Annotated in this window: 21 protein-coding genes; 15 read left to right on the forward strand and 6 right to left on the reverse strand. The window is 69.7% G+C overall.

The window, feature by feature from the left end:
• Positions 1-42: 42 nt before the first annotated feature.
• Positions 43-2,613, forward strand: a complete 2,571-nt coding sequence (locus BLV39_RS18840) for a glycoside hydrolase family 2 protein (protein WP_239083842.1) — start codon at positions 43-45, stop codon at positions 2,611-2,613.
• Here BLV39_RS18840 and ilvD read toward each other — a convergent pair whose 3' ends face one another.
• Positions 2,614-4,461 carry a dihydroxy-acid dehydratase gene (ilvD, locus tag BLV39_RS18845; RefSeq protein WP_090793971.1) on the reverse strand — a complete coding sequence of 616 codons (1,848 nt, stop codon included), beginning with the start codon at positions 4,459-4,461 and terminating at the stop codon, positions 2,614-2,616.
• A 204-nt stretch (positions 4,462-4,665) separates the two neighbouring features.
• On the opposite strand from ilvD, the gene BLV39_RS18850 reads away from it, so the two are divergent.
• The 5 genes from BLV39_RS18850 (at position 4,666) to serA (ending at position 12,448) form a co-directional block, all read left to right on the forward strand.
• Positions 4,666-7,050, forward strand: coding sequence for a putative bifunctional diguanylate cyclase/phosphodiesterase (locus tag BLV39_RS18850; RefSeq protein WP_373315397.1), 2,385 nt, complete (start codon positions 4,666-4,668; stop codon positions 7,048-7,050).
• 187 nt (positions 7,051-7,237) lie between these two features.
• Entirely contained in the window at positions 7,238-9,136 is a 1,899-nt protein-coding gene (locus BLV39_RS18855) for an acetolactate synthase large subunit (protein WP_090793974.1), read from the forward strand.
• The gene (gene ilvN, locus BLV39_RS18860; RefSeq protein ID WP_090793977.1) at positions 9,136-9,651 is read left to right on the forward strand and encodes an acetolactate synthase small subunit; all 516 of its coding nucleotides are present in this window, start codon (positions 9,136-9,138) and stop codon (positions 9,649-9,651) included. The genes BLV39_RS18855 and ilvN overlap by 1 nt, the downstream gene beginning before the upstream one ends.
• 22 nt (positions 9,652-9,673) lie before the next feature.
• Positions 9,674-10,687, forward strand: a complete 1,014-nt coding sequence (ilvC, locus tag BLV39_RS18865; RefSeq protein WP_090793981.1) for a ketol-acid reductoisomerase — start codon at positions 9,674-9,676, stop codon at positions 10,685-10,687.
• Between the two features lie 162 nt (positions 10,688-10,849).
• Entirely contained in the window at positions 10,850-12,448 is a 1,599-nt protein-coding gene (gene serA, locus BLV39_RS18870; protein ID WP_090793984.1) for a phosphoglycerate dehydrogenase, read from the forward strand.
• Between the two features lie 62 nt (positions 12,449-12,510).
• On the opposite strand, the gene BLV39_RS18875 is transcribed toward serA, so the two are convergent.
• A complete protein-coding gene (locus tag BLV39_RS18875; protein ID WP_176984972.1) occupies positions 12,511-12,861 on the reverse strand; it encodes a hypothetical protein in 351 nt (116 codons plus the stop codon).
• 546 nt (positions 12,862-13,407) lie between these two features.
• The gene (locus BLV39_RS18880) at positions 13,408-14,217 is read right to left on the reverse strand and encodes an FAD:protein FMN transferase (RefSeq protein WP_090793990.1); all 810 of its coding nucleotides are present in this window, start codon (positions 14,215-14,217) and stop codon (positions 13,408-13,410) included.
• Between the two features lie 185 nt (positions 14,218-14,402).
• On the opposite strand from BLV39_RS18880, the gene BLV39_RS18885 reads away from it, so the two are divergent.
• The 4 genes from BLV39_RS18885 (at position 14,403) to BLV39_RS18895 (ending at position 18,467) form a co-directional block, all read left to right on the forward strand.
• A complete protein-coding gene (locus BLV39_RS18885; RefSeq protein ID WP_090793992.1) occupies positions 14,403-15,434 on the forward strand; it encodes a 3-isopropylmalate dehydrogenase in 1,032 nt (343 codons plus the stop codon).
• A 160-nt stretch (positions 15,435-15,594) separates the two neighbouring features.
• Positions 15,595-16,689 (forward strand): branched-chain amino acid aminotransferase, encoded by a 1,095-nt coding sequence (locus BLV39_RS18890; protein ID WP_090793997.1) that lies wholly within the window; start codon positions 15,595-15,597, stop codon positions 16,687-16,689.
• A 430-nt stretch (positions 16,690-17,119) separates the two neighbouring features.
• Positions 17,120-17,353, forward strand: a complete 234-nt coding sequence (locus BLV39_RS42380) for a hypothetical protein (RefSeq protein ID WP_143049806.1) — start codon at positions 17,120-17,122, stop codon at positions 17,351-17,353.
• Between the two features lie 607 nt (positions 17,354-17,960).
• Complete coding sequence (locus tag BLV39_RS18895; RefSeq protein WP_143049807.1) at positions 17,961-18,467, forward strand: LppU/SCO3897 family protein; 507 nt, start codon at positions 17,961-17,963, stop codon at positions 18,465-18,467.
• A gap of 21 nt (positions 18,468-18,488) precedes the next feature.
• Here BLV39_RS18895 and BLV39_RS18900 read toward each other — a convergent pair whose 3' ends face one another.
• Positions 18,489-19,235 (reverse strand): tyrosine-protein phosphatase, encoded by a 747-nt coding sequence (locus BLV39_RS18900; RefSeq protein ID WP_090794003.1) that lies wholly within the window; start codon positions 19,233-19,235, stop codon positions 18,489-18,491.
• Between the two features lie 90 nt (positions 19,236-19,325).
• Positions 19,326-19,748 carry a PRC-barrel domain-containing protein gene (locus tag BLV39_RS18905; RefSeq protein ID WP_176984973.1) on the reverse strand — a complete coding sequence of 141 codons (423 nt, stop codon included), beginning with the start codon at positions 19,746-19,748 and terminating at the stop codon, positions 19,326-19,328.
• Between the two features lie 280 nt (positions 19,749-20,028).
• On the opposite strand from BLV39_RS18905, the gene cimA reads away from it, so the two are divergent.
• Positions 20,029-21,615: a citramalate synthase gene (gene cimA, locus BLV39_RS18910; RefSeq protein ID WP_090794007.1), complete on the forward strand. Its 1,587-nt coding sequence runs from the start codon at positions 20,029-20,031 to the stop codon at positions 21,613-21,615.
• A 14-nt stretch (positions 21,616-21,629) separates the two neighbouring features.
• On the opposite strand, the gene BLV39_RS18915 is transcribed toward cimA, so the two are convergent.
• Positions 21,630-22,565, reverse strand: coding sequence for an endonuclease/exonuclease/phosphatase family protein (locus tag BLV39_RS18915; RefSeq protein WP_090797532.1), 936 nt, complete (start codon positions 22,563-22,565; stop codon positions 21,630-21,632).
• Between the two features lie 145 nt (positions 22,566-22,710).
• Here BLV39_RS18915 and BLV39_RS18920 point away from each other — a divergent pair, with 145 nt between their 5' ends.
• The 4 genes from BLV39_RS18920 (at position 22,711) to BLV39_RS18935 (ending at position 26,744) form a co-directional block, all read left to right on the forward strand.
• Positions 22,711-23,631 (forward strand): phosphotransferase, encoded by a 921-nt coding sequence (locus BLV39_RS18920; RefSeq protein WP_090794010.1) that lies wholly within the window; start codon positions 22,711-22,713, stop codon positions 23,629-23,631.
• Positions 23,632-23,704: 73 nt separating this feature from the next.
• Complete coding sequence (locus tag BLV39_RS18925) at positions 23,705-24,796, forward strand: AAA family ATPase (RefSeq protein WP_090794015.1); 1,092 nt, start codon at positions 23,705-23,707, stop codon at positions 24,794-24,796.
• A complete protein-coding gene (locus BLV39_RS18930) occupies positions 24,793-25,767 on the forward strand; it encodes a DUF58 domain-containing protein (protein ID WP_090794018.1) in 975 nt (324 codons plus the stop codon). The genes BLV39_RS18925 and BLV39_RS18930 overlap by 4 nt, the downstream gene beginning before the upstream one ends.
• Positions 25,764-26,744 (forward strand): VWA domain-containing protein, encoded by a 981-nt coding sequence (locus tag BLV39_RS18935; protein WP_239083840.1) that lies wholly within the window; start codon positions 25,764-25,766, stop codon positions 26,742-26,744. The genes BLV39_RS18930 and BLV39_RS18935 overlap by 4 nt, the downstream gene beginning before the upstream one ends.
• Positions 26,745-26,752: the final 8 nt, after the last annotated feature.

Here is a 26,752-nt window from a genome sequence, read left to right on the forward strand (position 1 = left end):
TTATCCGGTTCAGCAGCTCGGATCGGCGAAGGGTCGACGCCCATGCGGAAACCGCTCAATTCCGGCTGGACCCTGATGCCCGCGTCGGGCGCTGAGGTGCCGCCCGAAGTCGTCGCCGTCGGTCCGATTCCCGCGACGGTGCCGGGCTGCGTGCACACCGACCTGCTCGCCGCCGGCCTGATCCCGGATCCGTTCCACGACCGCAACGAGACCGCGTTGCACTGGATCGGTGAGACGACCTGGCACTACGCCACGACCTTCGCCTGGCACGGGCCTGGCGGCCACGACCGGGTCGACCTGGTCTGCGCGGGCCTCGACACCGTCGCCGAGATCGAGCTCAACGGCGTCCCGCTGGGCAGCACCGCCAACATGCACCGGTCCTATCGCTTCGACGTGCGCGACGGTCTGCGTCCCGGAAGCAACGAGCTGAGGATCGTCTTTCGGCCGGCCCGCGAGTACGCCCGGCATTGGCAGCGGGAACTCGGCGACCGGCCGAACGCCTATCCTGAACCGTTCAACTTCATCCGCAAGATGGCCTGCAACTTCGGCTGGGACTGGGGTCCGACGCTGGTCACCGCCGGCATCTGGCAACCGATCGAGCTCGACCTGTGGCACACCGCCCGGCTGCAGCGGGTCCGTCCACTGGTGACCGTCGACGCCAACTCCGGCCGGGTGGACGTGCACGCCGACATCGAGCGCGCCGCAGACGGCCCGCTCACCCTCACCGCCACGATCGCCACCCACACACCCAGCCACGCCGCCGAAAACAACACAGCCACCCACACAGCCAGCCAAACAACCGCCAGCCACGCGACCAGCGACAGACCCGGCCACACAGCCAGCCAAACAACCGCCGGCCACGGAGCCAGCCACACGACCAGCGACAGAGCCAGCCACGCGACCAGCCACACCGCCAGCACCACCGTCGACAACAGCACCGCCACGGCCACCGTCCACGTGCCGAACCCGCGGCTCTGGTGGCCACGGGGCTACGGCGAGCAGCCCCGCTACGACCTCGAGGTCACCCTGACCGACAGCGCCGGCACAAAGCTCGACACCTGGCACCGGAAGATCGGCTTCCGCGACGTCCGCCTGGACACCGCACCGGACGAGCACGGCACCCCCTTCACGGTCACCGTCAACGACCAACCGATCTTCGTCCGCGGCGTCAACTGGATCCCGGACGACGTCTTCCCGACCCGGATCACCCGGGACCGACTCGAGCAAAGATTCCGCCAGGCACAGGACGCCAACGTCAACCTGCTCCGCGTCTGGGGCGGCGGCCGCTACGAGTCCGACGACTTCTACGACCTCGCCGACGAGTACGGCCTGATGGTCACCCAGGACTTCCTGTTCGCGTGCGCGGCGTACCCGGAGGAAGAGCCGTTCGCCTCCGAGGTCGCGGCCGAGGCCGCCGAGCAGGTGGTCCGCCTCGCCAGCCACCCGAGCCTGCTCTGGTGGTGCGGCAACAACGAGAACCTCTGGGGCCACGAAGACTGGGGCTGGCGCGCGGAGCTCGGGGAGCGCACGTGGGGCGCCGGCTACTACCACCGCGTGCTGCCCGAGATCGTCGAAAGACTCGACCCGACCCGCCCCTACTGGCCAGGCAGCCCGTGGTCAGGCACAAAAGACCGCCACCCGAACGACCCCGCCCACGGCACCATGCACATCTGGGACGTCTGGAACAGGCTCGACTACGCCCACTACCGCGATCACCGTCCACGCTTCGTCGCGGAGTTCGGCTACCAGGCACCCCCCGCCTGGGCCACCATCGAAGCGTCGATCACAGACGACCCACTGACCCCGACCTCCCCGGGGATGAGCCACCACCAGAGGGCGGCCGACGGTGACCAGAAGCTCCAACGTGGACTTGACGCCCACTTCAAAGAGCCCCGCGACACAGCCGACTGGCACTACCTGACCCAGGTCAACCAGGCCCGCGCCATCACCACCGCCGTCGAGCACTTCCGCGCGCTACGGCCGTACTGCATGGGCACGATCGTCTGGCAACTCAACGACTGCTGGCCGGTCACGTCCTGGAGCGCGGTGGACGGCCAAGGCAGGCGCAAGCCCATGTGGCACGCCCTGCGCCGCGCGTACGCGGACCGGCTCCTCACCCTCGACCAGACCAGGGCCGTGCTGGTCAACGAGACCGCGACGCCCTGGCATACCGAGCTCACCGTGCAAAGGTCCACCTTGGACGGCAAGAGCCAGGAAGAAAGGAAGCTAAAGGTCACCGTCGCGCCATACGGCAAGGAAGAGCTGGCACACGACGTGAGCCGACCGGACGACCTGCGCGCGGAAGTGCTCTGGGCCGAGGCAGACGGAGCCGACCGCGCCTGGCACTTCTACGCGGAAGACAAGGACATCGCGTACCCACAGGCCGCCTACGACGTCGCGCTGAAAGGACGGAACAAGCTGACCGTCACGGCCCGCACGTTCCTGCGGGACCTCACCGTCTATCCGGACCGGCTGGACCCGGCCGCGGAGGCCGACGACGCCCTGAGAAACCTGTTCCCGGGCGAGGCGGTCACCTTCACCATCGTGACCGCCGCCGCCCTGGACGAACGGAAGCTGACGAGCAAGCCCGTGCTCCGCTGCGTCAACGACTAGCTACTCCGGCACCTTCCGGTAAGCGCCGTCGCTGGCCGAGGTCGCCATCGACGCGTACGCCCGCAGTGCCGCCGACACGGCCCGTACCCGGTTGATCGGCGTGTAGGGCTTGTCGCGCTTCTCCTGTGCGATCCGCCGAGCTTCCAGAACGTCGTCCGACACGTTGAGTGTCAGCGCACGAGAAGGGATGTCGATGACGATCTCGTCGCCCTCTTCGATCAGGGCGATCAGACCGCCGCCGGCCGCCTCGGGCGAGACGTGCCCGATGGACAGGCCCGACGTACCCCCGGAGAACCGCCCGTCGGTGATCAGCGCGCATGCCTTGCCGAGCCCGCGTCCCTTGAGGAACGAGGTCGGGTAGAGCATCTCCTGCATGCCCGGCCCACCCCGCGGCCCCTCGTAGCGGATGACCACCACGTCGCCCGGCTGGATCTCCTTGGCCAGGATCGCGTCGACCGCGTCCTCCTGCGACTCGAACACCTTGGCCGGCCCGCGGAAATTCCACAGCTCCTCGTCGACACCGGCGGTCTTCACCACCGAGCCTTCCGGCGCCAGGTTCCCGTGCAGGATGGCCAGACCACCATCGGCCGTGTACGCGTGCGCGAAGTCCCGGATGCACCCGTCGGCGGCGTCGGTGTCCAACGTGGACCACCGGTTGGACGTCGAGAACGGCTCGGTGGTCCGCACCCCGCCCGGCGCCGCGTGGAACAGCTCGACCGCCTCAGGCGAAGTGGAACCGCTGCGGATGTCCCACTCGTCGAGCCAGGAGGACAGCGAGGACGAGTGCACCGAGTGCACCGAGGTGTCCAGCGCCCCGCCCCGGGCCAGCTCGCCCAGGATGGCCGGGATGCCGCCGGCGCGGTGCACGTCTTCCATGTGGTATTTCTGCGTGTTCGGCGCCACCTTGGCCAGGCACGGCACCCGGCGCGAGATCGCGTCGATGTCGGTGACACCGAAGTCGAGCTCGGCCTCGCGCGCCGCGGCCAGCAGGTGCAGCACGGTGTTGGTGGAACCGCCCATGGCCACGTCGAGCGCGACCGCGTTCTCGAACGCCGGCCGGGTCGCGATGTTGCGCGGCAGCACCGACTCGTCGTCGCCGTCGTAGTAGCGCTTGGCCAGGTCGACGACCGTGCGCCCCGCGTCGAGGAAGAGCCGGCGCCGGGCCGAGTGCGTGGCCAGCGTCGAGCCGTTGCCGGGCAGCGCCAGGCCGATCGCCTCGGTCAGGCAGTTCATCGAGTTGGCGGTGAACATGCCGGAGCAGGACCCGCAGGTGGGACAGGCGGACTTCTCGATCTCGCTCAACTCGGCGTCGGACACCGAGTCGTTGGAGGAGGCGATCATCGCGTCGATCAGGTCGAGCTTGTTGCCCACGACGCCGTCGACGGCGATCGTCTTGCCGGCCTCCATCGGCCCACCGGAGACGAACACGGTGGGGATGTTGAGCCGGAGCGCGGCGATCAGCATGCCCGGCGTGATCTTGTCGCAGTTCGAGATGCAGACCAGAGCGTCGGCGCAGTGCGCGTTCACCATGTACTCGACCGCGTCCGCGATCAGCTCGCGGCTCGGCAGCGAGTAGAGCATGCCGCCGTGGCCCATCGCGATGCCGTCGTCGACGGCGATCGTGTTGAACTCGCGGCCGACGCCGCCGGCCTCCGTCACCGCCTCGGACACCAGCGAGCCCATGTTGCGAAGGTGCACATGCCCGGGTACGAACTGCGTGAAGCTGTTGGCGATCGCCACGATCGGCTTACCGAAGTCGTCGTCGGTCATCCCGGTGGCCCGCCAGAGGGCCCGGGCTCCCGCCATCGTCCGCCCGTGGGTGGAAGTTCTGGAACGCAGTTCAGGCATGTTGTCAAGTCTCGCACCACGAAACCGGATGAGCGCTCGTGAGGTACGCCAAACGTCCACCAGGCGAGACAACAGCGGGCGTGATTTGCGCCATATGCCGGAATGTGCGCAACGAGCCAGTACCTCACACGTCGCACAGAGAGTCCCCCATGCACGGTTTCGATCCTGCACAGTTGATGCGTGCACTTCGGGACTGGTGCTGCGTTGGCGGCCGCCGCAGGCACCTTGGCGGCCGCGGTCGTCACGGTCCTGTTGGTCTCATCGGCGCGCGCCCGAGTGGGCGCCGCCCGGCAGGCCCACCTCATGCTCGCGATCGGCAGCGCCCTCGCCGCGCTGACCACCGCGATCGCCCTCGTCGGTGTCCTCACGTTCGCCGAGCAATGGGGCCACCACCAGGCGGCCCGCACCAACTTCGCGATCGGCATCGGCATCGGCACGGCGATCAGCTCCACGGTGATGTGCGCCGGTCTGCTCCGGCTGCCGTGGGCGGCCGGCACCCGGCGGATCGCCGGCCGGCACCTGCTCGACGCGTTGGTGATCGCGTTCGCGCTGTGGTTCGTCGGCTGGGTGCTGGTCTCCCCACCGGCCCAGATCTTCGGCTCGGCGACCCCGCGGCCGTGCGTCGGCATCTTCATCGCCGCCGGAGCCGCGGCGCTCGCGGTCGGCATCGTCGTGATCGTCACCATGCGCGGCGCCGGCTCCCGGTTGCGCCTGCTGCTGATGGGCTGCGGTGCGATCTCGGTGGCCGCCTGCGGCGTCGGGCTCACCGCCGGGCTCTGCCAGGGCGGCCCCGGTCTGGCCACGCTCAGCGGCGTGGTGATGCCGATCGCGCTGATGGTCGTCGCGTTCGCCGGTCGCGGCCAGGACACCGAGGCGATCGCCGAGCTCGACGTCATCCGGCGCGGTGCGTCCTACGCGTTCGTCCCGATGATGGCGATGGCGATCTCCGGCATGGTGCACGTGATGGCCGGCGGGCAGATCACCATGATGGGCATCGCGCTCGGCAGCCTGGAGGGTTTCGCCCTTGCCGTCCGGCAGTTCGTGGCGCTCCGCGACGTGCGCAACTACGCGATCCGGATGCAGGACCGCGAGGCACACTTCAAGGAGCTCGCGCACACCGACCCGCTCACCGGGCTGGCCAACCGGCGCGGTCTGCTCCGCGCGCTGGCCGAAGAGGTCGAGCCCGACAAGCCGTGCGTGCTGCTCGGCCTCGATCTCGACGGCTTCAAGAACGTCAACGACATGCGCGGCCACGACGTCGGCGACGACGTGCTGGTCGAGGTCGGCCAGCGGCTGCGGATGAACCTGCGCCCCGGCGACGTGGCGGCCCGGCTCGGCGGCGACGAGTTCGCGGTGCTGATGTGGGCCAAGCCGCACGAGGCGCTGGGTGCCGCCGAGCGCCTGCTCGGGGTGCTCAACAAGCCCTACGAGCAGCAGTCCGGCCGGGTCTTCCTGAGCGTCAGCATCGGCGTCGCCGGCGCCGAGACGGCGGCCGACGACACCACGCTGCTCCAGCACGCCGACCTCGCGCTGCGCTATGCCAAGCAGCGCGGCAAGAACCGGGTCGAGCGCTACCACGCCTCCTACGACCAGCTCCTGCGCCGGCGCACCACGATCGAGCACGAGCTGCGCGGCGCGATCGACCGGGGCGAGGTGCATCTCGCGTTCCAGCCCGTGGTGATCATGCCGTCGATCCGCCCGGTCGGTGCCGAGGCGCTGATCCGTTGGCACCACCCGGTTCTCGGCGCCGTGCGGCCCGACGAGTTCATCCCGATCGCCGAAGAGTGCGGCATGATCGCCAAGATCGGCGCCTGGGTCCTCCATCAGGCATGCCACCAGCTCTCACGGTGGTTGGCCGACGGGCACGACGTCTGGGTCAGCGTCAACGTCTCGCCGCGCGAGCTGCACGCGGCCGAATATGTCGACCAGGTCGCCGACGCCCTGCGCGCACACCGCGTCCCGCCGCAACGGCTGGTGCTGGAGGTGACCGAGCAGGCGGTCGCCATCGACCTCGACGAGCTGATCAAGCGGTTGCGGGCGCTGCGCGCGATCGGCGTACGCATCGCGCTCGACGATTTCGGCAGTGGGTTCTCCTCGCTCGGCCAGCTCCGCCGCCTGCCGATCGACATCCTCAAGATCGACCACAGCCTGGTCGCCGAGACCGAGCCGAGCGTCGACCACGGGCTCGCACCGCTGGTCACGCTGGCTGGCGGGATCGAGCCCTCCGGCAAGGGAAAAACCCAGGGCGGCCCGCTCGTGGACATCGTGGTCCGGCTAGGCCACCGGCTCGGCCTCGAAGTGATCGCCGAGGGTGTCACCAACCAGCGCGAACAGGCCGCGGTCCAGGGCGCCGGGTGCCGCTTCGGCCAGGGCCAGCTCTTCGGCTGGGGTGTGCCGGCGGAGCACTTCGAGGCGTTGCTCGACGCGTCCACATCCCCGGGCGCCCGACCCGAAAAGATCAAGACCGACAAGATCGCTGATCGCCCTGCGTGTGGGGAGCTCGCGCCGCCCGCCCAGCGGCTCGCCCCGACACCCCCCGTCCAAGATGTGGGATCAGTTGACTCATCCCGCGAGATACGTCAGAGTTAGCCCCATGTCGCCACGCTGGTCGTCTCGAGTACTTACCTGAGCGCACTCTCGTTCTTAGAGAGTGCGCCGGCCCCGTGCATCTGCACGAGGGCCATTTTTGTGCCCGGACACACGTGACCCCGATCACCGAAGGTCACCAAAGAACACCAACACCACACGAGCGCAGAACCGAGCGAAGGCACCCGCCATGACGAGACCCACTCCCGAGACCATCGCCCATCGGATCCACGCCACTCCCGCGACGGTCGCCGCCCAGGCGGCGCACGGCAACCACGCCGAGCGCCAGCAGCCGACGGAGCGGCACCAGGCCGAGCGCCCGGTGCCGGCCGCCCCGCCCGCCCCGGCCAAGATCACCGGCGCGCAGTCGCTCGTCAAGTCGCTCGAGTCGCTCGGCGTCGAGGTCGCGTTCGGGATCCCGGGTGGAGCGATCCTCCCCTTGTACGACCCGATCTACGACTCGTCGGTCCGCCACATCCTCGTCCGCCACGAGCAGGGCGCGGGTCACGCGGCCACCGGCTACGCCCAGGCCACCGGCAAGGTCGGCGTCTGCATCGCCACCTCCGGGCCGGGCGCGACCAACCTGGTCACGCCGATCGCCGACGCGTACATGGACTCGGTCCCGATCGTCGCGATCACCGGTCAGGTGCCGCGCCCGTCGATCGGCACGGATGCCTTCCAGGAAGCCGACATCCAGGGCATCACACTGCCCATCACGAAGCACAACTTCCTCGTGCAGAACGCCGAGGAGATCCCGCAGATCCTGGCCGAGGCGTTCCACCTGGCCAGCACCGGCCGGCCCGGCCCGGTCCTGGTCGACGTGCCCAAGGATGTGCTGACGGCGCAGACCACGTTCTCCTGGCCGCCGACGCTCGACCTGCCCGGCTACCGGCCGACGCTGCACCCGCACGGCAAGCAGATCCGCGAGGCCGCGCGGCTGATGAGCAGTGCCAAGCGCCCCGTCCTGTACGTCGGCGGCGGCGTGCTCAAGGCCGGCGCCACCGAGGGGCTGCGCAAGCTCGCCGAGCTGACCGGCATCCCGGTGGTCACCACGCTGATGGCCCGCGGCGCCTTCCCCGACTCGCACCAGCAGCACCTCGGCATGCCCGGCATGCACGGCACGGTCGCCGCTGTCTACGCGTTGCAGAAGTCCGACGTGCTGGTCTGCCTCGGCGCGCGCTTCGACGACCGGGTGACCGGCAAGCTCGACTCGTTCGCGCCGGACGCGGCGATCGTCCACGCCGACATCGACCCCGCCGAGATCGGCAAGAACCGCGCTGCGGACGTCCCGATCGTGGGTGACGCCCGCTTCGTGATCGACGAGCTGATCGGCGCTATCACCGCCGAGCAGGCCGCCGGTCGCACCGGCGACCGCACCGCGTGGTGGGGCCAGCTCGACGACCTGCGTCAGCGCTACCCCCTCGGCTACGACGAGCCCTCCGACGGCACGCTCGCGCCGCAGTACGTGATCGAGCGGATCGGCAAGATCGCCGGACCGGACGCGATCTACTGCGCCGGCGTCGGCCAGCACCAGATGTGGGCCTCGCAGTTCATCAGCTACGAGAAGCCGCACTCCTGGCTCAACTCCGGCGGCGCCGGCACGATGGGCTACGCGGTGCCAGCGGCGATGGGTGCGAAGGTCGGCATGCCGGGCACGACGGTGTGGGCGATCGACGGCGACGGCTGCTTCCAGATGACCAACCAGGAGCTGGCGACCTGCGCGCTGGAGGGCATCCCGATCAAGGTCGCTGTGATCAACAACGGCAACCTCGGCATGGTCCGGCAGTGGCAGACGCTGTTCTACGGCGAGCGCTACTCGAACACCGACCTGGGCACGCACAAGCACCGCATCCCCGACTTCGTGAAGCTGGCCGAGGCGCTCGGCTGCATCGGGCTGCGCTGCGAGACGAAGGAAGACGTCGACAAGACGATCGAGGCCGCGATGGCGATCAACGACGCCCCGGTGGTCATCGACTTCGTGGTCGGCAAAGACGCCATGGTGTGGCCGATGGTGGCCGCCGGCACCAGCAACGACGAGATCATGTTCGCCCGCGGCGTCCGCCCGGCCTTCGACGAGGATGAGCTGTAATGACCAAGCACACGCTGTCGGTGCTCGTGGAAAACAAGCCCGGTGTCCTGGCCCGGGTGTCGGGGCTGTTCTCCCGGCGGAGCTTCAACATCGACTCGCTGGCGGTCGGTGAGACCGAGCACGCCGAGATCTCCCGCATCACGATCGTCGTCAACGCCGACGAGTCGCCGCTGGAGCAGGTCACCAAGCAGCTCAACAAACTGGTCAACGTTCTCAAGATCGTCGAGCTCGACCCGGTGCAGTCCGTGCAGCGCGAGCTCGTCCTGGTCAAGGTCCGCGCCGACCGCGCGATCCGCTCTCAGGTGCTCGAGACGGTTGACCTGTTCCGCGCCCGCGTCATCGACGTGGCCGCTGACACGTTGACTATCGAAGCGACCGGCACCTCGGACAAGCTGGACGCGCTGCTGCGCGACCTCGAACCGTACGGGATCAAAGAGATGGTCCAGTCGGGGATGGTCGCGATCGGGCGTGGCTCCCGTTCCATCACGACCGGGCCGGCGCTTCGCGCCGCCTAACGAAACACGCGAGAGGGAAGCAATGACCGCAGAGGTTTTCTACGACGACAACGCCGATCTGTCGATCATCCAGGGCAAGAAGGTCGCCGTCCTGGGCTACGGCAGCCAGGGGCACGCGCACGCGCTGTCGCTGCGTGACTCCGGCGTCGACGTCGTGATCGGCCTGCCGGAGGGCTCGAAGAGCCGGGAGAAGGCACAGGAGCAGGGGCTGCGCGTGGAGACGCCGGCCGCCGCCTCCGCCTGGGCCGACGTCATCATGGTGCTCGCGCCGGACACCGCCCAGCGCAAGCTCTACGCCGAGGCGATCGAGCCGAACCTGACCGCGGGCAAGGCGCTGTTCTTCGGCCACGGCCTGAACATCCGCTACGGCTTCATCACCCCACCGGCCAACGTGGACGTCGCGATGGTGGCTCCCAAGGGCCCGGGTCACCTGGTCCGCCGCCAGTACGTCGACGGCAAGGGCGTGCCGGTGCTCGTCGCCGTCGACCAGGACGCGACGGGCAGCGCGTTCGCGCTCACCCTCTCGTACGCGAAGGCGATCGGCGGCCTCCGGGCCGGCGGCATCAAGACCACCTTCAAGGAGGAGACCGAGACCGACCTGTTCGGTGAGCAGGCCGTCCTCTGTGGAGGCGCGTCGGCGTTGGTGCAGACCGGTTTCGAGGTGCTCACCGAGGCGGGCTACGCCCCGGAGATCGCCTACTTCGAGTGCCTGCACGAGCTCAAGCTCATCGTCGACCTGATGTACGAGGGCGGCATCGCCCGGATGCGTTACAGCGTCTCGGACACCGCCGAGTACGGCGACTACTCTCGTGGCCCGCGCGTCATCGACGCCCGCGTCAAGGAAGAGATGAAGCGCATTCTCTCCGAGGTGCAGTCCGGTGAGTTCGCTCGTGAGTGGATCGCCGAGGACGACAACGGCCGTCCGAACTTCACCAAGTGGCGTCAGGAAGGCGCGGCTCACCCGATTGAGGAGACCGGTCGCAAGCTGCGCGGCATGATGAGCTGGGTGGACCGTCCGATCACCGAGACCGCGTGACGACCAACACGTTCGGGCTCTGAGTGCAGGTCCCGACGGGGCGAAAGCTCCCGTTGTGAGGGCAAACACGCCACAGGGAGAACATGGGGCGCCGGCCGGCCGCCTACCATTTCAGTGGTAGGCAGCCGCTGCCGGCGCCCTTTCCCTAATTTACGAGGACCTATGACTCCCGTAGTTCTTATCGCCGAAGAATTGGCCCCCGCCGCCATCGATGTGCTCGCGCACGACTTCGACGTCCGCCACGTCGACGGCTCCGACCGCGAGGCATTGCTGCCGGCGCTGGCCGAAGCCGACGCGGTGATCGTCCGCAGCGCCACCCAGATCGACGCCGCCGCGATCGCGGCCGCGCCGCGACTCAAGGTCGTGGCCCGCGCGGGTGTCGGGCTCGACAACGTCGAGGTGCCCGCCGCCACCGCGCGTGGCGTCATGGTGGTCAACGCGCCGACGTCCAACATCGTGTCCGCTGCGGAGCAGGCGGTCGCGCTGCTGCTCGCCGTCGCGCGCAACACGGCGAGCGCGAGCTCCGCGCTCAAGGCAGGGGAGTGGAAGCGGTCCAAGTACACCGGTGTCGAGGTCCAGGGGAAGACCGTCGGCGTGGTGGGTCTTGGTCGCATCGGCGTGCTGTTCGCCCAGCGGATCGCGGCGTTCGGCACCCGGCTGATCGCCTACGACCCCTACGTGCAGCCGGCCCGGGCCGCGCAGCTCGGCGTGCGCCTGGTGGGTCTGGAGGAGTTGCTGCGGGAGAGCGACTTCATCTCCATCCACCTGCCGAAGACGCCGGAGACCGTCGGCCTGATCGGTGAGAAGGAACTGGCGCTGGTCAAGCCCGGCGTCCGGATCGTCAACGCCGCACGCGGTGGGCTGATCGACGAGCAGGCGCTCGCCGACGCGATCGCCGAGGGCCGGGTCGGCGGTGCCGGCATCGACGTGTACTCCAAGGAGCCGTGCACCTCGTCGCCGCTGTTCGCATTCGACAACGTGGTCGCCACGCCGCACCTGGGCGCGTCCACCGCCGAGGCGCAGGACAAGGCCGGCCTCGCCGTGGCCCGCTCGGTCAAGCTGGCGCTCCAGGGTGAGTTCGTGCCCGACGCGGTCAACGTCCAGGCCGGCGGCGTCGTCGCCGAAGACGTCCGCCCGCTGCTGCCGCTCGCCGAGAAGCTCGGCCGCGCGTTCACCGCGGTCGCCGGCGGGGTCGCCGCCAGCGTGACCGTCGAGGTCAGCGGCGAGATCCTGGCCAACGAGGTGTCGGTGCTCAAGCTCGCCGCCACCAAGGGCCTGTTCGCGTCCGTCGTCGAGGAGCAGGTCACCTACGTCAACGCCCCGCACATCGCGGCGGACCGTGGCGTCGAGGTCGACCTGGTCACCCTGACCGACACCAGCGAGCAGCCGACGCTGGTCACGGTCCGCGGCGCGCTGCCGGACGGCCGTTCGGTGAGCGTCTCGGGCACCGTCACCATCTCGGGCAGCCGCGAGGTCGCCAAGCTGACCGAAGTGGACGGTTTCGCGCTCGAGCTGGCCGCCGACGGCATCCTGCTCTTCTTCCGCTACGCCGACCGGCCCGGTGTGGTCGGTGCGATCGGTTCGATCCTCGGTGAGGCGGGCGTCAACATCGCCGCCATGCAGGTGGCCCGGCGCGAGGCCGGCGGTGAGGCGCTGATGACGCTGACCGTCGACAACTCGGTCGACGCGGAACTGCTCGCGGCCGCCCAGGCCAAGATCGGCGCCGGTTCGGCCAGCGCGGTGGACCTGCGTACCGAATAGGGTTTCGAAAGCACGAAAACGGGACGGGTGGCCATTTGCCGCCCGTCCCGTTATTCATGTTGTCAGGAGGTCATCGCCCCTGGCGGGTAGACCGTGCCGTCCTGCGGATCGAACAACAGCAACCCGTGCTTGCCGGCGAGCTCCTCGACGGCCAACAGCACCTCGTCGGGGCAGTCCTCGTCGAGCTTCATCTCCACGTGGTCAGCGGCCACGTGAAGAGGCGTGACCGCCCACGGCGAAGCGTTCGTGTTCCGGTCGGGGTACGCCGACGTCATCGCGGCATAGAAGTCGGCGATCTTCCGGTGCGGGGCACCGTCAACGTGCTCGCCCTGTCGACACAGCTCAAAGGCCGCGCCCACATCCTCTGCCGAGGCGTCCGGCTCCATCGCCCAGACCACCAGATCGAAACTCACGGGCCATACTGTGCCATATGGCTTGGGGGCTTCGTGGCGCCGAGGAGGTCGTGTTCTGCGGCGCCCTCTGTCCATTGCTTCGCTCGGACAGAGAGCGCCGCAGAACACGACCGCGCCACTACGCCCCCAAGCGTGTGCCGCCACCGTTCTGGTCGCGGTAGTCGCCACGGTTTGCGGTGGACACCTTCTCGCCTTTCGTCGGGCAAGAACCTGTCGACTCGCGCGCCGTTTTGGGTGCGGGTTTTCTGTGGTTTCGCAGGGGTCGCATCTTCGTCGGACGTGACAAAACCCTTCGGGTACGTCAAACGTCGCTGACTCCGTGGACGCGCTTAAGCCTCTGTCACGCCAAAAAAATCAGCTCCCCCGCCGCCTCGGCAATGGCGATGGGGGAGCTGATCTACGTTCGCGTGCACTGGTTGCGCACTGCGGAGGGTGGCTCACAGCAACGACGCTTTAGCGGTCACCCGAAGACCGTGTCGGCGCCGAACAACCTCACTGCGTAACCGCGTGACCACGCTATCGATTCTCTGGCGGGAGACGCAAGGGTCAGACAGCGCCGCGTGTCGCGTACTCCTCCTGCAACAAGCTCGCCGTATAGCCCTCTGCGGTAGGGAACCACGCCAGTCCCGCGTCTCCGGCCGCGTAGAGAGCTGTCGCATATGCGTCAGCTACGGCCAGGTCAGGGCCCATGACCGTCGCGGCGCGGATCTCGTCCACCGGGGTCGCGCGGTGCGGGTCGACCACATGGCCTCGGCGGCCGGTCACGCCGGAGGTGCCGATGGCGCCGGACGTGAGCTCGAGCTGCACCGGTTTGCGGCGCGCGTCGTACGGGTGGTGCACCGCGACTATCCATGGGCCGCCGTGGGGGGCGTTTCCGCGTACCGTCAGGTCGCCTCCACTGGCCACCGCGTAGTCGGTGATGCCGGCGGCCCGGACGCGGGCGGCGGCGCGTTCCATGGCCCAGCCTTTGACCAGCGCACTCGGGTCGAAGCCGCCGGGTGCGGACCAGGCGTCGAACCAGCCGTCGGTGGCGGCGCGCATGGCGTCGCAGCGGGCCACGAGATCGGCCAGGGGCGCGTAGGCGTCGGGCGCGACCTCACCGCGGCGGAGGCGGGCGACCAGACTGGCCTCGCGCAGCGGGCTGTACGCGAAGTCGATCGCGCGCAGTTCCGCGACCGCGTCGGCGATGGCGGCCGCGAGCTCCTTGCGGCTCATCGCGGCGGGGCTGACCAGAGTCAGCGTGAAACCCGCGGTCGAGGTCTGCACGTTGTGGTGCGCGACCAAGCCACCGTTGGCGGCGGCGGGGTGGGCGAGCGTCGTGGCCGAGCCGCTGCCTAGGCGTAGGTCTGGGCGCATTGGGCCCCCTTCCGGCTGTGACTGCGTTAAACCTAGGATTTGCGGGTGACGGGGGCATGAGCACCGGCTGAGAGTTTGCTGGGTAAGTCTGCCCGATTCCGCATAGTGGGAGTCACATACCGCTTTGCGGGACGATGACTTAACGTTTGTTAGACGTTTCGTTACGAAGGAGCTTTGACGTGTCTGTGGCGCGGATCGCGGTGGTGGCCGGAGACGGCATCGGACCCGAGGTGATCGACCAGGCGCGCAAGGTGCTCGACGCGGTCCTTCCGGGCGTCGAGGCGACCGAATACGACCTCGGCGCCGCGCGCTACCACCGCACCGGCGAGGTGCTGCCCGACTCGGTGCTCGACGAGCTGCGGGGGCACGACGCGATCCTGCTCGGCGCCGTCGGCGACCCGACCGTGCCGCCGGGCGTGCTCGAGCGTGGCCTGCTGCTCAAGCTCCGCTTCGCCTTCGACCAATACGTCAACCTGCGCCCCTCGCGGCTCTTCCCGGGCGTGGTCAGCCCGCTGGCCGGGGTCAAGCCCGGCGAGATCGACATGATCGTGGTGCGCGAGGGCACCGAGGGTCTCTACGCCGGCGCTGGCGGCGGCCTCCACCGGGGCACGCCCGCCGAGATCGCGACCGAGGAGAGCCTCAACACGCGGCACGGTGTCGAGCGGGTCATCCGCGACGCCTTCGCGCGGGCCTCGCGGCGCCCCCGCCGCAAGGTCACCCTCGTCCACAAGACCAACGTGCTCACCCACGCCGGCTCGTTGTGGGCGCGCACGTTCGACGCGGTCGCCGCCGAGCACCCCGACGTGGCCACCGAATACCAGCACGTCGACGCCGCCGCGATGTTCCTCGTGACCCAGCCGCAGCGCTACGACGTGATCGTCACCGACAACCTCTTCGGTGACATCCTCACTGACATCGCCGCCGCCGTGACCGGTGGCATCGGCATGGCCGCCAGCGGTTGCATCAACCCCGAGCGGGTCCACCCGTCGATGTTCGAGCCGGTGCACGGCTCGGCGCCCGACATCGCCGGCAAGGGCGTGGCCGACCCGGCCGCGGCCGTGCTCTCGGTGTCGCTGCTGCTCGACCACCTCGGGCACGCCGACGCCGCACACCGAGTAGCCGAGGCGGTCGCGGCCGAGCTGGCCGGACGCACGTCCGGCACGCAGTTGCGCACCGCCGAGGTCGGCGACCGGCTCGCTGCCGGCGCCGTCGGCTGAACGTTTCGCACCACTAGGCGTCGGAAGAATCAGGACCCTTCGGGCGAACCGCTTCGCTCGACGCCCTCTCGCCCTTGAACGACCGTTCGGGGTAAGTTTCTTGCGCAGCCTTTACTGAGCGTTGCCGGCAGCCGCCGGCTTACCTGGAGGTCCAACGCCGATGAGCGGTGGTGACAAGCTCGACTTCGAGATTCGCCCGAATCCCCAGCCGGTAACCGCCGCCGAGCGCGCCGCGCTGATGGTCGACCCAGGGTTCGGCCGAGTCTTCACCGACCACATGGTGACCGCACGTTACGCCGACGGAAAGGGCTGGTACGAGGCCCGCGTCGAGGCCCGCGCCCCGATCCCGATGGATCCGGCCAGCGCGGTGCTGCACTACGCACAAGAGATCTTCGAGGGCCTGAAGGCATATCGGAACGCCGACGGCACGGTGACCATGTTCCGCCCGGAGGCCAACGCCGCGCGGTTCACCACCTCGGCCACCCGGCTGGCGATGCCCCACCTGCCCGAGGGCGCGTTCGTCGACTCACTGCGCCGGCTGATCAGCGTCGACCGCGAGTGGATCCCGAACGACGAGGAAGGCAGCCTCTACCTGCGCCCGTTCATGTTCGCCAGCGAGGTCTTCCTGGGCGTCCGCCCGGCGATGGAATACCTCTACGTGGTGATCGCGTCGCCGGTCGGCTCCTACTTCAAGCACGGCGTCAAGCCGGTCAACGTCTGGGTCAGCCCGAACTACACGCGGGCGGCCCCGGGCGGCACAGGCGCGGCAAAGTTCGGCGGCAACTACGCGGCGTCGCTGCTGCCCCAACAGGAGGCGGCGGCCAACGGCTGCGACCAGGTCGTCTTCCTCGACGCGGTCGAGCAGCGCTGGATCGACGAGCTAGGCGGCATGAACATCTTCTTCGTGTACGACGACGGCACGCTGGTCACGCCGCCGCTCGGCACGATCCTGCCGGGCATCACCCGCGAGGCCATCATGCGCCTGGCCAACGACGACGGCCGAGCGGTGATCGAGCGGCCGGTGGCCTTCGACGAATGGCACGCCGACGCCGACCGCGGCCGCATCCGCGAGGCCTTCGCCTGCGGCACGGCAGCGGTAATCACCCCGATCGGCGAGGTCCGCTTCGAAGGAGGCTCGTTCAAAATGGGCGACGGCACCTCGGGCGACGTGACGATGGGCATCCGCAAGCGCCTGGTCGACATCCAACGAGGCCGCTCAGCGGACCCCTACGGCTGGGTGCACAAGGTCCTCTGACCGTTTTCTCTCAAGGGCGCACCGGGTCTGGTCCCGGTGCGCCCTTTGCTTGCTCCATTCGATGTCCCGGGCTCGTCGTGGGCACGACCGTCGCTCCCGCCGGAATCCGGCGTCCGCCGCTGGTCGCCCTCAACGCTTCCTATTTGGATCACTGACCGTCTGATGTAGACGCTGTTGTCTGCGGGCCTTTCACGGATTGGTTCCTCTGCTGGCGGCCAGGGCCTGGCAGCGACCATGGATCCACTGGAGTCATTTGGCCGAACCAATCCCGCTCGCCAAACCATCGGCCGTTGCTGCATCCGGGAACCCCCAGATGCGGCCGGCCAATTGGTTGCCTACCAGGGGACCGCACGACCAGCGCGCCGCGATGCGTCGAGCTCCGCTGGCGACGGGGCAGCGCGGCCCGCAGCGACCACGCGGATTGTGGCTCGTGCCGGCTGTGTTGGCCGCGTGGGATTGCGACTCGTACTGGACCGCGGTGACCGCGCGGGATCACGGCTCGCGGCGGGCCGTGGTGGCTGCGCCCGGATTGCGGCTCGTGCCGGCCGTGTTGGCCGCGTGGGGTCGCGCTAGACCGCGCCGGATCGCGCTGACCGCGCTGATCGCGCCGGTCCGTGGTGACGGCGCTGGCCCCGCTGACTGCGCCGCGCCGGCCCGCGCCTGACGGCGTTGGCCGTGCCGTGCTGGCCCGCGCCAGACGGCGTTGGCTGCGCCGTGACGTGTTCACTAAGTTGGCCCGCGCCTGACAGCACTGATCGCCTCGCGGAGCGCTGCCCCGACCACGTTTGGGCTGTGCCAGATCGCGCCTGACCGCTTTGGGAATGCCGCGCCAGCCCCGCATGCCGCGGTTGGGGCCGCACCACCGCGTTTGGCTTGCTTTGAGCCGTGCTCATCGCGTTTGGTTGCGCGGATCGCGTTGATGCGTCGGGCTCGGATGGGCCGCGTTACGTCGGCATCGAGTTGTGCCGAGTCGCATCGCGTCACCCGACCGGCCTCCGCTGGTCCTGTGCGGCTGCGGACGTAGGCGGTCCCGTCGACGGCGCCGCACGCGGTGGTGCGGTCTGGTGCCTGGTGTGGCGTTGGGTCCGCGTTGGGTGGCGTTGGTGGGTGCTGGCTGCCGAAACGGAACCGGAGAGCAGGCGCGAAGTGGCGGGTTGGGGTCGTCGTTCGGGGGTACATGCCGGCCGAACGGATGATCATCTTGGGGCGACGGGCGGCGAATTGATGATCTAGCGTCTCCGCTCGGAGTTTGATCTTCGAGAGGAACATCCGTGTCCGAGCAGTCCACGACCCCGCAGCCCGCTTCGCAGCCTTCGGCTGGGGCGCCCACCCCGCCGCCCGCCAACAATCCCTTGCCGCCCTTCACGCCTCCGCCGGCCAGTGACTTTCCGGCGGGCGGGCCGCAGATGATCGACCCGACCAAGATGAGCAACAAGTCGATCGTTATCCGCAAGATTGCGGGCGCGGTGATCGGCCTCGTGCTCGTGCTCGTCGTCGGTTACGTGTGGAAGGTTGTCACCGGCGACCCCGAGGTCGCTTCGGCCGGTGACTGCCTGATCGGCCAGACCGCCGAAGACATGAAGATCGTGGGTTGCGACGACGCGACCGCGGAGTGGACGGTTGTCGGCAAGGTCGACAGCATCCGCCAGAAGGACTTCATGGCCGCCGGCGAGAACGACCCCACCTGCGACCCGTGGAAGACCACGACCGTGTCGTACTGGACGGGCGAGAAGAACGGTACGGGCCACGTGCTCTGCCTGGAGCCCATCAAGAAGTGATGCCGCGGAGGGGGAGCGCGCCTATGCGGGGCGCTCTCCCTGCGCGTCGTCGGCGGTGAGCAGATGCGCGTGCAACGTCGCCAACTCGTCAGTGGTCAGGCCGGCGTGTTTGGCGTAGCCCTCGATCGAGCCGTGCCGTTCCCGCAGCTCGGTCAGGAACAACAGCATCGCCGCCGCGGGTGACGCCATGAACGGCGTCGGCGGCACCTCGGCGTCCGGGAGTGCCTGGCGCAACCACGCCGAGAATCGCTCCGACGCCGCAGTGCTCAGCGCGTAGTCCGCCGCCACGTCGTCGTCCGCGACCCCCAACAGGGACAGCGTCAGCGCGCACACCACGCCCGTGCGGTCCTTGCCCGCCACGCAGTGCACGACCACCGGTCCGGCGGCCGGGTCCGCGATGACCTTCAGTGCGGAGCCGATGCCGACCGTGCCCAGGTCGGCGAGCTCCCGGTAGCGGTCGGCGATGAACCGGTCAACCGCTTCGTCCGGGCCGGCCGTGGCCCACTCCGGGTGCTCCGGGTGGATGTGCCGGTAGGTCAGCCCGGGATAGTCGAGAACCCGGCCGTCGCGCGCGACCTCGCGTGGGCGGCGCAGGTCGATGACCGTCCGCACGCCCAGCGCCGGCAGCGCGGCCGGCTCGACGCGGTGCACCGAGTCGGACCGGAACACCTGGCGCCACCGCACGGTGCGCCCGTCGTGTCCGGCATAGCCGCCGATGTCGCGGAAGTTGAAGACGCCGTCAAGCGAGAACGACCGGTTGGGCTCCATGCCCAAGACCTTAACCGATCAACCAGAATCCACTATGGACAAGCAGCGGCGCCCACCGCGAGGGTGGGCGCCGCCGAAGGAACGACCGAACTACAAGCGCGGCCCGGCGGAGTCGTACATACCGCCGTAGTAACCGCCGAGCTTGTCCCGGTAGGCCGGATCGGTGTGGCTGTCCGTGTCGTACTCCGGAGCCGCCTTGATCTGGTCCTTGTTCCGGTCGACGTAGACCTTCTGCTCGTCGTGGTCGACGCGGTTGACGACACCGGCAGGGAGCATGACCTTCTTGCCGAAGATCCATACGCCGGTGTCCACCACCAGGTAGCTCGCGGCGACGTCGTGGCTGTGCGCATCAATCTTGCCGATGCTGCCGTCGGTCGCCTCGACCTTGTAGCCGACCAGGTCCGAGCCGGTCACGCCGGCCTCGTCACGGAACGACCACGGATCGAACGCACCGGTGGGCACGCCGCCGTGGGCACCAGAGGGCGGCGTCGGCTGAGGGTTGAGCTGGTCCATGAGAACCTTCACTCCTCGTATCGACTGTCGTACTCGGTCGACAACTTCCTACCCGGCGCAAGGCGGACGAAACCCACCAACGGGTGTTCCCGACATGTGGTCAGGTGCTTGGTGTCACGGCACGACCGTGGCAAAGTACGGAGCGTGACACCGCTCGCCCTCATTATTGGCAACTAGCGCGCCGGCAACCCACACCGCCGAGCGCGCAGACCTCCCGCATTTCGCGGGGGGTCTTTTTGTTGCGGCGATGCCCCACCGCCTCCGAAAGGACGACAGGATCATGCCCTACCAGGTGTACGACACCACGCTGCGCGACGGGGCACAGCGCGAGGGGATCAGCTATTCGGTGGTCGACAAGCTTGCCGTCGCCCGCCTGCTCGACGAGTTCGGTGTCGGCTTCATCGAGGGCGGCTGGCCAGGCGCCATGCCCAAGGACACCGAGTTCTTCCAACGCGCCCGCAAGGAGCTCGACCTACGCCACGCGCAGCTCGTGGCGTTCGGCGCGACCCGCAAGGCCGGCCTCGGGGTCAACGAGGACCCGCAGGTGCGCGCGCTGCTCGACGCCGAGACGCCGGCCGTCTGCCTGGTCGCGAAGTCCGACATCCGGCACGTGGAGCGGGCCCTGCGCACGACCGGCGACGAGAACCTCGCGATGGTGCGGGAGACCGTGGCCCACTTCGTGAAGAACGACCGCCGCGTCTTCCTCGACTGCGAGCACTTCTTCGACGGCTTCCGCCACGATTCCGCGTACACGACCGCAGTGGTGCAAGCGGCGTTCGAGGGCGGTGCGGAACGTGTGGTGATGTGCGACACCAACGGCGGCATGCTCCCGTCGCGGATCACCGCCGCGATCCAGGAGCTCACCAGCCGGCTCAGCATCAGCGCCGACCTACTCGGCATCCACTGCCAGAACGACACCTCGTGCGCCGTGGCCAACACGGTCGCCGCGGTCGAGGCCGGCGTCGAGCACTTCCAGTGCACCGCCAACGGCTACGGCGAGCGACCCGGCAACGCCGACCTGTTCGCCGTCGTCGCGAACCTCCAACTCAAGCTGGGTCTGCCGGTCCTACCGGACGGCTGCCTGGAACAGGCGATGCGGGTCTCCCACTCGATCGCCGAGATCGCCAACATCGCACCCGACACCCACCAGGCGTACGTGGGAGCTGCGGCGTTCGCCCACAAGGCGGGCCTGCACGCGAGCGCGATCAAAGTGGATCCCCTGCTCTACAACCACGTCGAGCCCTCGGTTGTCGGCAACGACATGCGGATCCTGGTAACCGAGATGGCCGGCCGGGCCAGCATCGAGCTCAAGAGTCGTGAGCTCGGTATCGACCTGGCCGGCCATCCGACCGAGCTGTCCCGCGTCACCCAGCGGGTCAAGGACCTCGAGGCGGGCGGCTGGTCGTTCGAGGCCGCCGACGCCAGCTTCGAGCTGCTGGTGCGGGGCGAGTTCGGCGAGGTGCCGCGCCCGTTCGCGCTGGAGTCCTACCGGGTGCTGGTCGAGCACCGCGAGGACGGTGCCGTGGTCTCCGAGGCGACCGTCAAGGTCCGCGTGCGAGGCGAGCGCGTCATCGCCACGGCAGAGGGCAACGGCCCGGTCAACGCCCTCGACGAGGCGCTCCGGGTGGCTTTGTCGAAGCACTACCCCGAGCTGACGAGCTTCGTGCTCGCCGACTACAAGGTCCGCATCCTGGAGGGCTCGCACGGCTCCGGCGCGGTGACCCGGGTGCTGGTCGAGACCAACGACGGTCACGGACGCGACTGGACCACGGTCGGCGTGCACGAGAACGTCGTGGAGGCGAGCTGGCACGCCCTGGTCGACGCCCTGACCTTCGGCCTCAAGAGCGCACCAGCCACCAGAAGCTAGACGGCCATCAGAAGCTAGACGGGCGGCAGGGAAACCTCCGCGAAGACGGCGCTGTGGTCGCTGCCTGGCAGCGGCCACACCGCGTACTCGCGGATCGCCAGCCGTGGGTCGATCAGGATGTGGTCGATCGCGATGGGTGGCAACGAGAAGCCGTGGTCGATCGGCCGCCACGTGCCCGCCAGACCGTGCCCCATGTTGGCCGCCGCGTCCTCGTATCCCGTCGCCAGCAGGGCCCGCATCGGCCCATGGTCCAATGTGGCGTTGAAGTCACCCATCAACAGCCGGACCGGACCGTCCGATGTGGCCGCTCGTTGACCCCGCAGGCCGGCGAACCAGCACGGCACGTCGGCCAGGCTGAGCGGGGCGCAGGAGTGAACGGACTCGATCACCAGCGGCGCGCCGCCGGGCAGGGTGACCGTCGCGTACGCCTGCGTGAAGCCGGACTCGTGTTGGTGAATGCCGGGATCCGTCAGCGGCACCCGCGAGTACAGCCCGCCGTTGACGTAGATCGCGGGGTCGTCGACGATCCGGTGCGGCAGTTCCGCGCCGATGCCTGCGGCGTCGAAGGCCGCAATGAAGCCGGCGTTGAGCTCCTGCACCGCGAGCACGTCGATCTTGTGCTCCCGGACCAGCTCGACCAGCGCCGCCGGGTCGGCCTCGCCGTGCTTGATGTTGGCCGTCAGCACCCGCAGCCGCGGGCCGCCCACGTCGGCCGCCACGCCGGGCAGGGCCCGGGGCAGCACCACGCTGGTCAGCGCGGCCAGCGACAGGGCCGCGACCGCCGCCGCCTTCCAGCGCCGCAGGCCGAGCGCACCCAACAGCGGCAGGACGCTCAGGCCGGCGGCGTACGGGGTGTAGGCCACCAGGTGCACCAGCGGGCCGCGTTCCCACCCGCCGAGGCGCACCGCGGCCAGCGCCGCGCCCGGTGTGACGGCCAGCCAGCAGGCCACCGCCGCCGCGACCGACCGCCCCCGCTGGTCGGGGGCGGCGGCAATGACCTGCTGGAGGGCCGTCTTCACATAAAGCACGCTAACCATCCGGTGTGAAGGATTGGTGCGCTTCCGACGGAGATCCACCCGCCGGTATCGTCGGCCGATGCCGGTCACCGCGGAAGCCGTGTGTGCGACCTTCGGGCTGCCGGAGCGCGGCTCGACGATCACCGAGAACACCCACGTGACCTGGCGGTTGACGACAAAAAGCGACCGTTTCCTGGTCAAGCGGGTCCCGGAGGCATGGGCGACCGAGATCGGCGCCGCGATGGCCGTCGAGCGTGCCGCGATCGCCGCCGGCATCCCAGCGCCCCGCCCGGTCGAGCCGCCGCGTCCCGTCGTCGGGTGTGCCGCCCGGCTGCCGGACGGCACGCTGATCCGCGTCTCGGAGTGGGTGGACGGCCGCCCGGTCAAAGAGGACCTCGCCGACTGGCTCGGCGCCACCGTGGCCCGGCTCCACACGCTGCGCCCGCTAGCCACCGCCGAGCCGGTCGTCTACGGCATCCACCCGCCGGAGCGCTGGGCCGGCTGGCTGGCCGAGGGGGAACGCCAGGGCCGACCGTGGGCGCCCGTGCTGGCCCGCAGGCGAGCCGACCTGGCCGAGGCGACCGACTGGGTCGCCGGTGCGTTCGCGAGGGCCGGCGACTACGTGGCGACCCACCGGGACCTGGAGCCGTGGAACGTGCTGGTGACGCCCGCCGGTCCGGTGATCGTCGACTGGGACGGCGCCGGCGAGGACAGCGCCGGCCTCGTCGCCGCGCACGCCGCGTACGCCTTCGGTGGTGGCCGTGGTCCGCGTACCGACCGCGCGTTGGCCGCCTACGTGGCCCACGGCGGGCGGCTGCCGCCCCCGGCGGATCGCTTCGCCCGGCGCGCCGGGTTGATGCTCAGCCGGCTCGGCGAGCGGATCATGTGGACCCTGGGCGAGGGCGAGCCAGGTCCGTTTCCGATCGAGGATCTGGATCGCACGGCGGCCGACCGGCTGCGGGATCTGCCGGCCTTCATCGCTGACCTGCGGGAACCTTGATGATCTAGAGAATAGTCACCCCAAATTGGGCTAAAAGGCTCCCAATCGCGTGCCCAACCGGGAGTCTCGACACATGACGCCCAGCTTGCCGCCGCCGTCCGAGTTCGACTTCGCGGAGGAGACGCCCGACGAGGCGTACGCGGCCGGCTCCGACCCCGCCGCCGCGCGGGAGACCAGTGCGGTCCTGGAAGAAGTGCTCTTCGAGGTCAAGCGCGTGATCGTGGGGCAGGACCGGCTGATCGAGCGGCTGGTCGTGGCGCTGCTCGCCAACGGCCACTGCCTGCTGGAAGGCGTGCCCGGTGTGGCCAAGACGCTGGCCGCGCAGACCCTGGCCGAGACGGTCGGCGGCACCTTCTCGCGGATCCAGTTCACGCCTGACCTGGTGCCGTCCGACATCGTGGGTACGCGGATCTACCGCTCGTCGACGGAGTCGTTCGACGTGGAGCTTGGCCCGGTGATGGCGAATCTGTTGCTGGCCGACGAGATCAACCGGGCGCCGGCCAAGGTGCAGTCGGCCCTGTTGGAGGCGATGGCCGAGCGGCAGGTGTCGATCGGTGGCAAGTCGTGGCCGGTGCCCGAGCCGTTCCTCGTGCTGGCGACCCAGAACCCGATCGAGTCCGAGGGCGTCTACCACCTGCCCGAGGCGCAGCGGGACCGGTTCCTGATGCGGGTGGTGGTGGGTTACCCGACCGACCAGGAGGAGCTGGGCATCCTCTACCGGATGAGTGGCGAACGGCCGCAGGTCCGCCGGGTGCTCGACCCGGCCCGCCTGCGCGAGCTGCAGGAGCTCAACCGCAAGGTCTTCGTGCACCACGCCATCGCCGAGTACGTCGTCCGCCTGGTGCTGGCGACCCGCGAGCCGGCCCGGTTCGGCCTGATCGAGGTGGCCAAGCACCTGGCGTACGGCGCGAGCCCGCGGGCCACGCTTGGTCTGGTCGCCGCCGCCCGGGGCCTGGCCCTGCTGCGCGGCCGCGACTACGTGGTCCCCGACGACGTCCGCGAGCTCGCGGCCGAAGTGATCGCGCACCGGCTGGTGCTCTCGTTCGACGCGATCGCCGACGGGGTGACCGCGGAGTCCTTGGTGGAAAAGCTCGTCGAAGTCGTCCCGCCGCCCCATCTGGCGCCGGAGACCGACGCCGAGCTTCGGGGACTGGCGGCGGCATGACCCGCGGCGCGGCCGAGACGACCGTGCGGCAGCTCGCACCGGAGGAGCGGCTGCGCAGGCTCGAGCTGATGGTCACCCGGCGCCTGGACGGCATGCTCCAGGGCCAGTACCTCGGCCTGCTGCCGGGCCCGGGATCCGAGTTCGCCGGCTCGCGCGAGTACCGGCCGGGTGAGGACGAGGTGCGCTGGATGGACTGGGCGGTCACCGCCCGCACGAACGTGCCGCACGTCCGGGAGGTGGACGCGGACCGGGAGCTGACCACCTGGGTGCTCGTGGACGGGTCGGCCAGCATGGACTTCGGCACCGCCGAGGTGGAGAAGCGTGAGCTGGCGGTGGCCGCGGTCGCCGCGGTCGGCTTCCTCACCGCCGGTGCCGGCAACCGGCTCGGCGCGCACGTGCTGCGCCGCGACGGGATCCGCCGGGTGCCGGCGCGCACCGGTCGGGTGCACCTCCAGGCGTTGCTGCACGAGCTGCTGGGCGCGCGGCGCGAGGAGGCCGGTGCCGACGGTGCCGATCTCGCCACCGCCATCGAAGGTTTGCAACGCGCGGCGATCCACAGGGGACTCGCGGTGGTGGTGTCGGACTTCCTCGACGACGCGCCCGACGGCGAGTTCGCGTGGGAGCGTCCGCTCAAGCGGCTGGCCGCCCGGCACCAGGTGCTCGCCGTCGAGGTGACCGACCCGCGCGAGCTCGAACTGCCCGACGTCGGCCTGATCACGTTCGTCGACCCGGAGACCGGCCGGCGGCGTGAGGTCTCGACCGGCAACCGCCAGCTCCGCGAGCGGTACGCCGCCGCGGCGCTGGAGCAGCGCGCGGCGGTGGCCGCCGCCCTGCGCCGCATCGGGGTCAGCCACCTTCCACTGCGGACGGATCGGGACTGGGTGGCCGACATCGTCCACCACGTGTTGAACCAACGCCGCCGCGCGGCCGCCGCTCCGGCCCGGCCTCGACCCACCGGAGGTGTCCGGTGAACGGGACCCCGGACGTCGCTTTCCTCAACCCTGGCCGGCTCTGGCTGTTGCTGGGCGTCGCGCTGGTGGCCGTCGGCTACGTGCTGATGCAACGGCGACGCAGCCGGTACGCCGTGCGGTTCACCAACCTGCGCCTGCTCGACAAGGTCGCGCCGTCCCGCCCGGCCTGGCGTCGACACGTACCCGCCGCGCTCTTCATCGCCATGCTCGCGCTGCTGGTGGTCGGCTTCGCCCGGCCGACCGACGAGGTGCGGGTGCCCAAGGAGCGCGCCACCGTGATGATCGCGGTCGACGTGTCGGCCTCGATGCTCGCCACCGACGTGCCACCGGACCGGCTGCGTGCGGCCAAGGAAGCCGCCCGGGACTTCGCCGACCAGCTTCCCCGCCACTTCAACGTCGGCCTGGTCGCGTTCGCCGGCAACGCCACCGTCGTGGTGCCGCCGAGTCCCGACCGGGACGTGTTCAAGGCCGGCGTCGACCGCCTCTCCGAGACCACCGCCGGGCTGGGCGGCACCGCGATCGGCGAGGCGATCACGACGTCGCTGGACGCCATCCGCAGCATCGACGCGCAGGCGGACAAGGATCCGCCGCCGGCCCGGATCGTGCTGCTCTCCGACGGTGCCAACACGTCCGGGCGGGACCCCGACGAGGCGGCCGCCGAGTCCGACACGGCCGGCATCCCGGTCGACACGATCTCCTTCGGCACCACCGCGGGCGAGATCGCGCGGCGCGGTGGGGTCGCGATGTCGGTGCCCGTCGACGGCGAGACGCTGCGCGGAGTGGCCGAGAAGACCAACGGCAGCTACCACGAGGCGGATTCCAAAGAGGAGCTGCGCGCGGTGTACGCCGACATCGGCACCTCGGTCGGCTACGTCAACGAGCGCGCGGACGTCTCGGCGCGCTTCATCGGCCTGGCACTCATCCTGGCGATGGTGACCGCGCTCGCGTCGATGTTCTGGTTCTCCAGGATCCCGTGAGAAGGGAC

Origin of the sequence: Asanoa ishikariensis, from assembly GCF_900107455.1 — a bacterium.
GTDB lineage: Bacteria > Actinomycetota > Actinomycetes > Mycobacteriales > Micromonosporaceae > Asanoa > Asanoa ishikariensis.

Bases quoted from the DNA above. Each gene is read 5' to 3' on its own strand.
- BLV39_RS18840 (WP_239083842.1), top strand. From the start codon at position 43: ATGCGGAAACCGCTCAATTCCGGCTGGACCCTGATGCCCGCGTCGGGC.
- ilvD (WP_090793971.1), bottom strand. From the start codon at position 4,461: ATGCCTGAACTGCGTTCCAGAACTTCCACCCACGGGCGGACGATGGCG.
- BLV39_RS18855 (WP_090793974.1), top strand. From the start codon at position 7,238: ATGACGAGACCCACTCCCGAGACCATCGCCCATCGGATCCACGCCACT.
- ilvN (WP_090793977.1), top strand. From the start codon at position 9,136: ATGACCAAGCACACGCTGTCGGTGCTCGTGGAAAACAAGCCCGGTGTC.
- ilvC (WP_090793981.1), top strand. From the start codon at position 9,674: ATGACCGCAGAGGTTTTCTACGACGACAACGCCGATCTGTCGATCATC.
- serA (WP_090793984.1), top strand. From the start codon at position 10,850: ATGACTCCCGTAGTTCTTATCGCCGAAGAATTGGCCCCCGCCGCCATC.
- BLV39_RS18880 (WP_090793990.1), bottom strand. From the start codon at position 14,217: ATGCGCCCAGACCTACGCCTAGGCAGCGGCTCGGCCACGACGCTCGCC.
- BLV39_RS18890 (WP_090793997.1), top strand. From the start codon at position 15,595: ATGAGCGGTGGTGACAAGCTCGACTTCGAGATTCGCCCGAATCCCCAG.
- BLV39_RS18900 (WP_090794003.1), bottom strand. From the start codon at position 19,235: ATGGAGCCCAACCGGTCGTTCTCGCTTGACGGCGTCTTCAACTTCCGC.
- BLV39_RS18905 (WP_176984973.1), bottom strand. From the start codon at position 19,748: ATGGACCAGCTCAACCCTCAGCCGACGCCGCCCTCTGGTGCCCACGGC.
- cimA (WP_090794007.1), top strand. From the start codon at position 20,029: ATGCCCTACCAGGTGTACGACACCACGCTGCGCGACGGGGCACAGCGC.
- BLV39_RS18920 (WP_090794010.1), top strand. From the start codon at position 22,711: ATGCCGGTCACCGCGGAAGCCGTGTGTGCGACCTTCGGGCTGCCGGAG.
- BLV39_RS18925 (WP_090794015.1), top strand. From the start codon at position 23,705: ATGACGCCCAGCTTGCCGCCGCCGTCCGAGTTCGACTTCGCGGAGGAG.
- BLV39_RS18930 (WP_090794018.1), top strand. From the start codon at position 24,793: ATGACCCGCGGCGCGGCCGAGACGACCGTGCGGCAGCTCGCACCGGAG.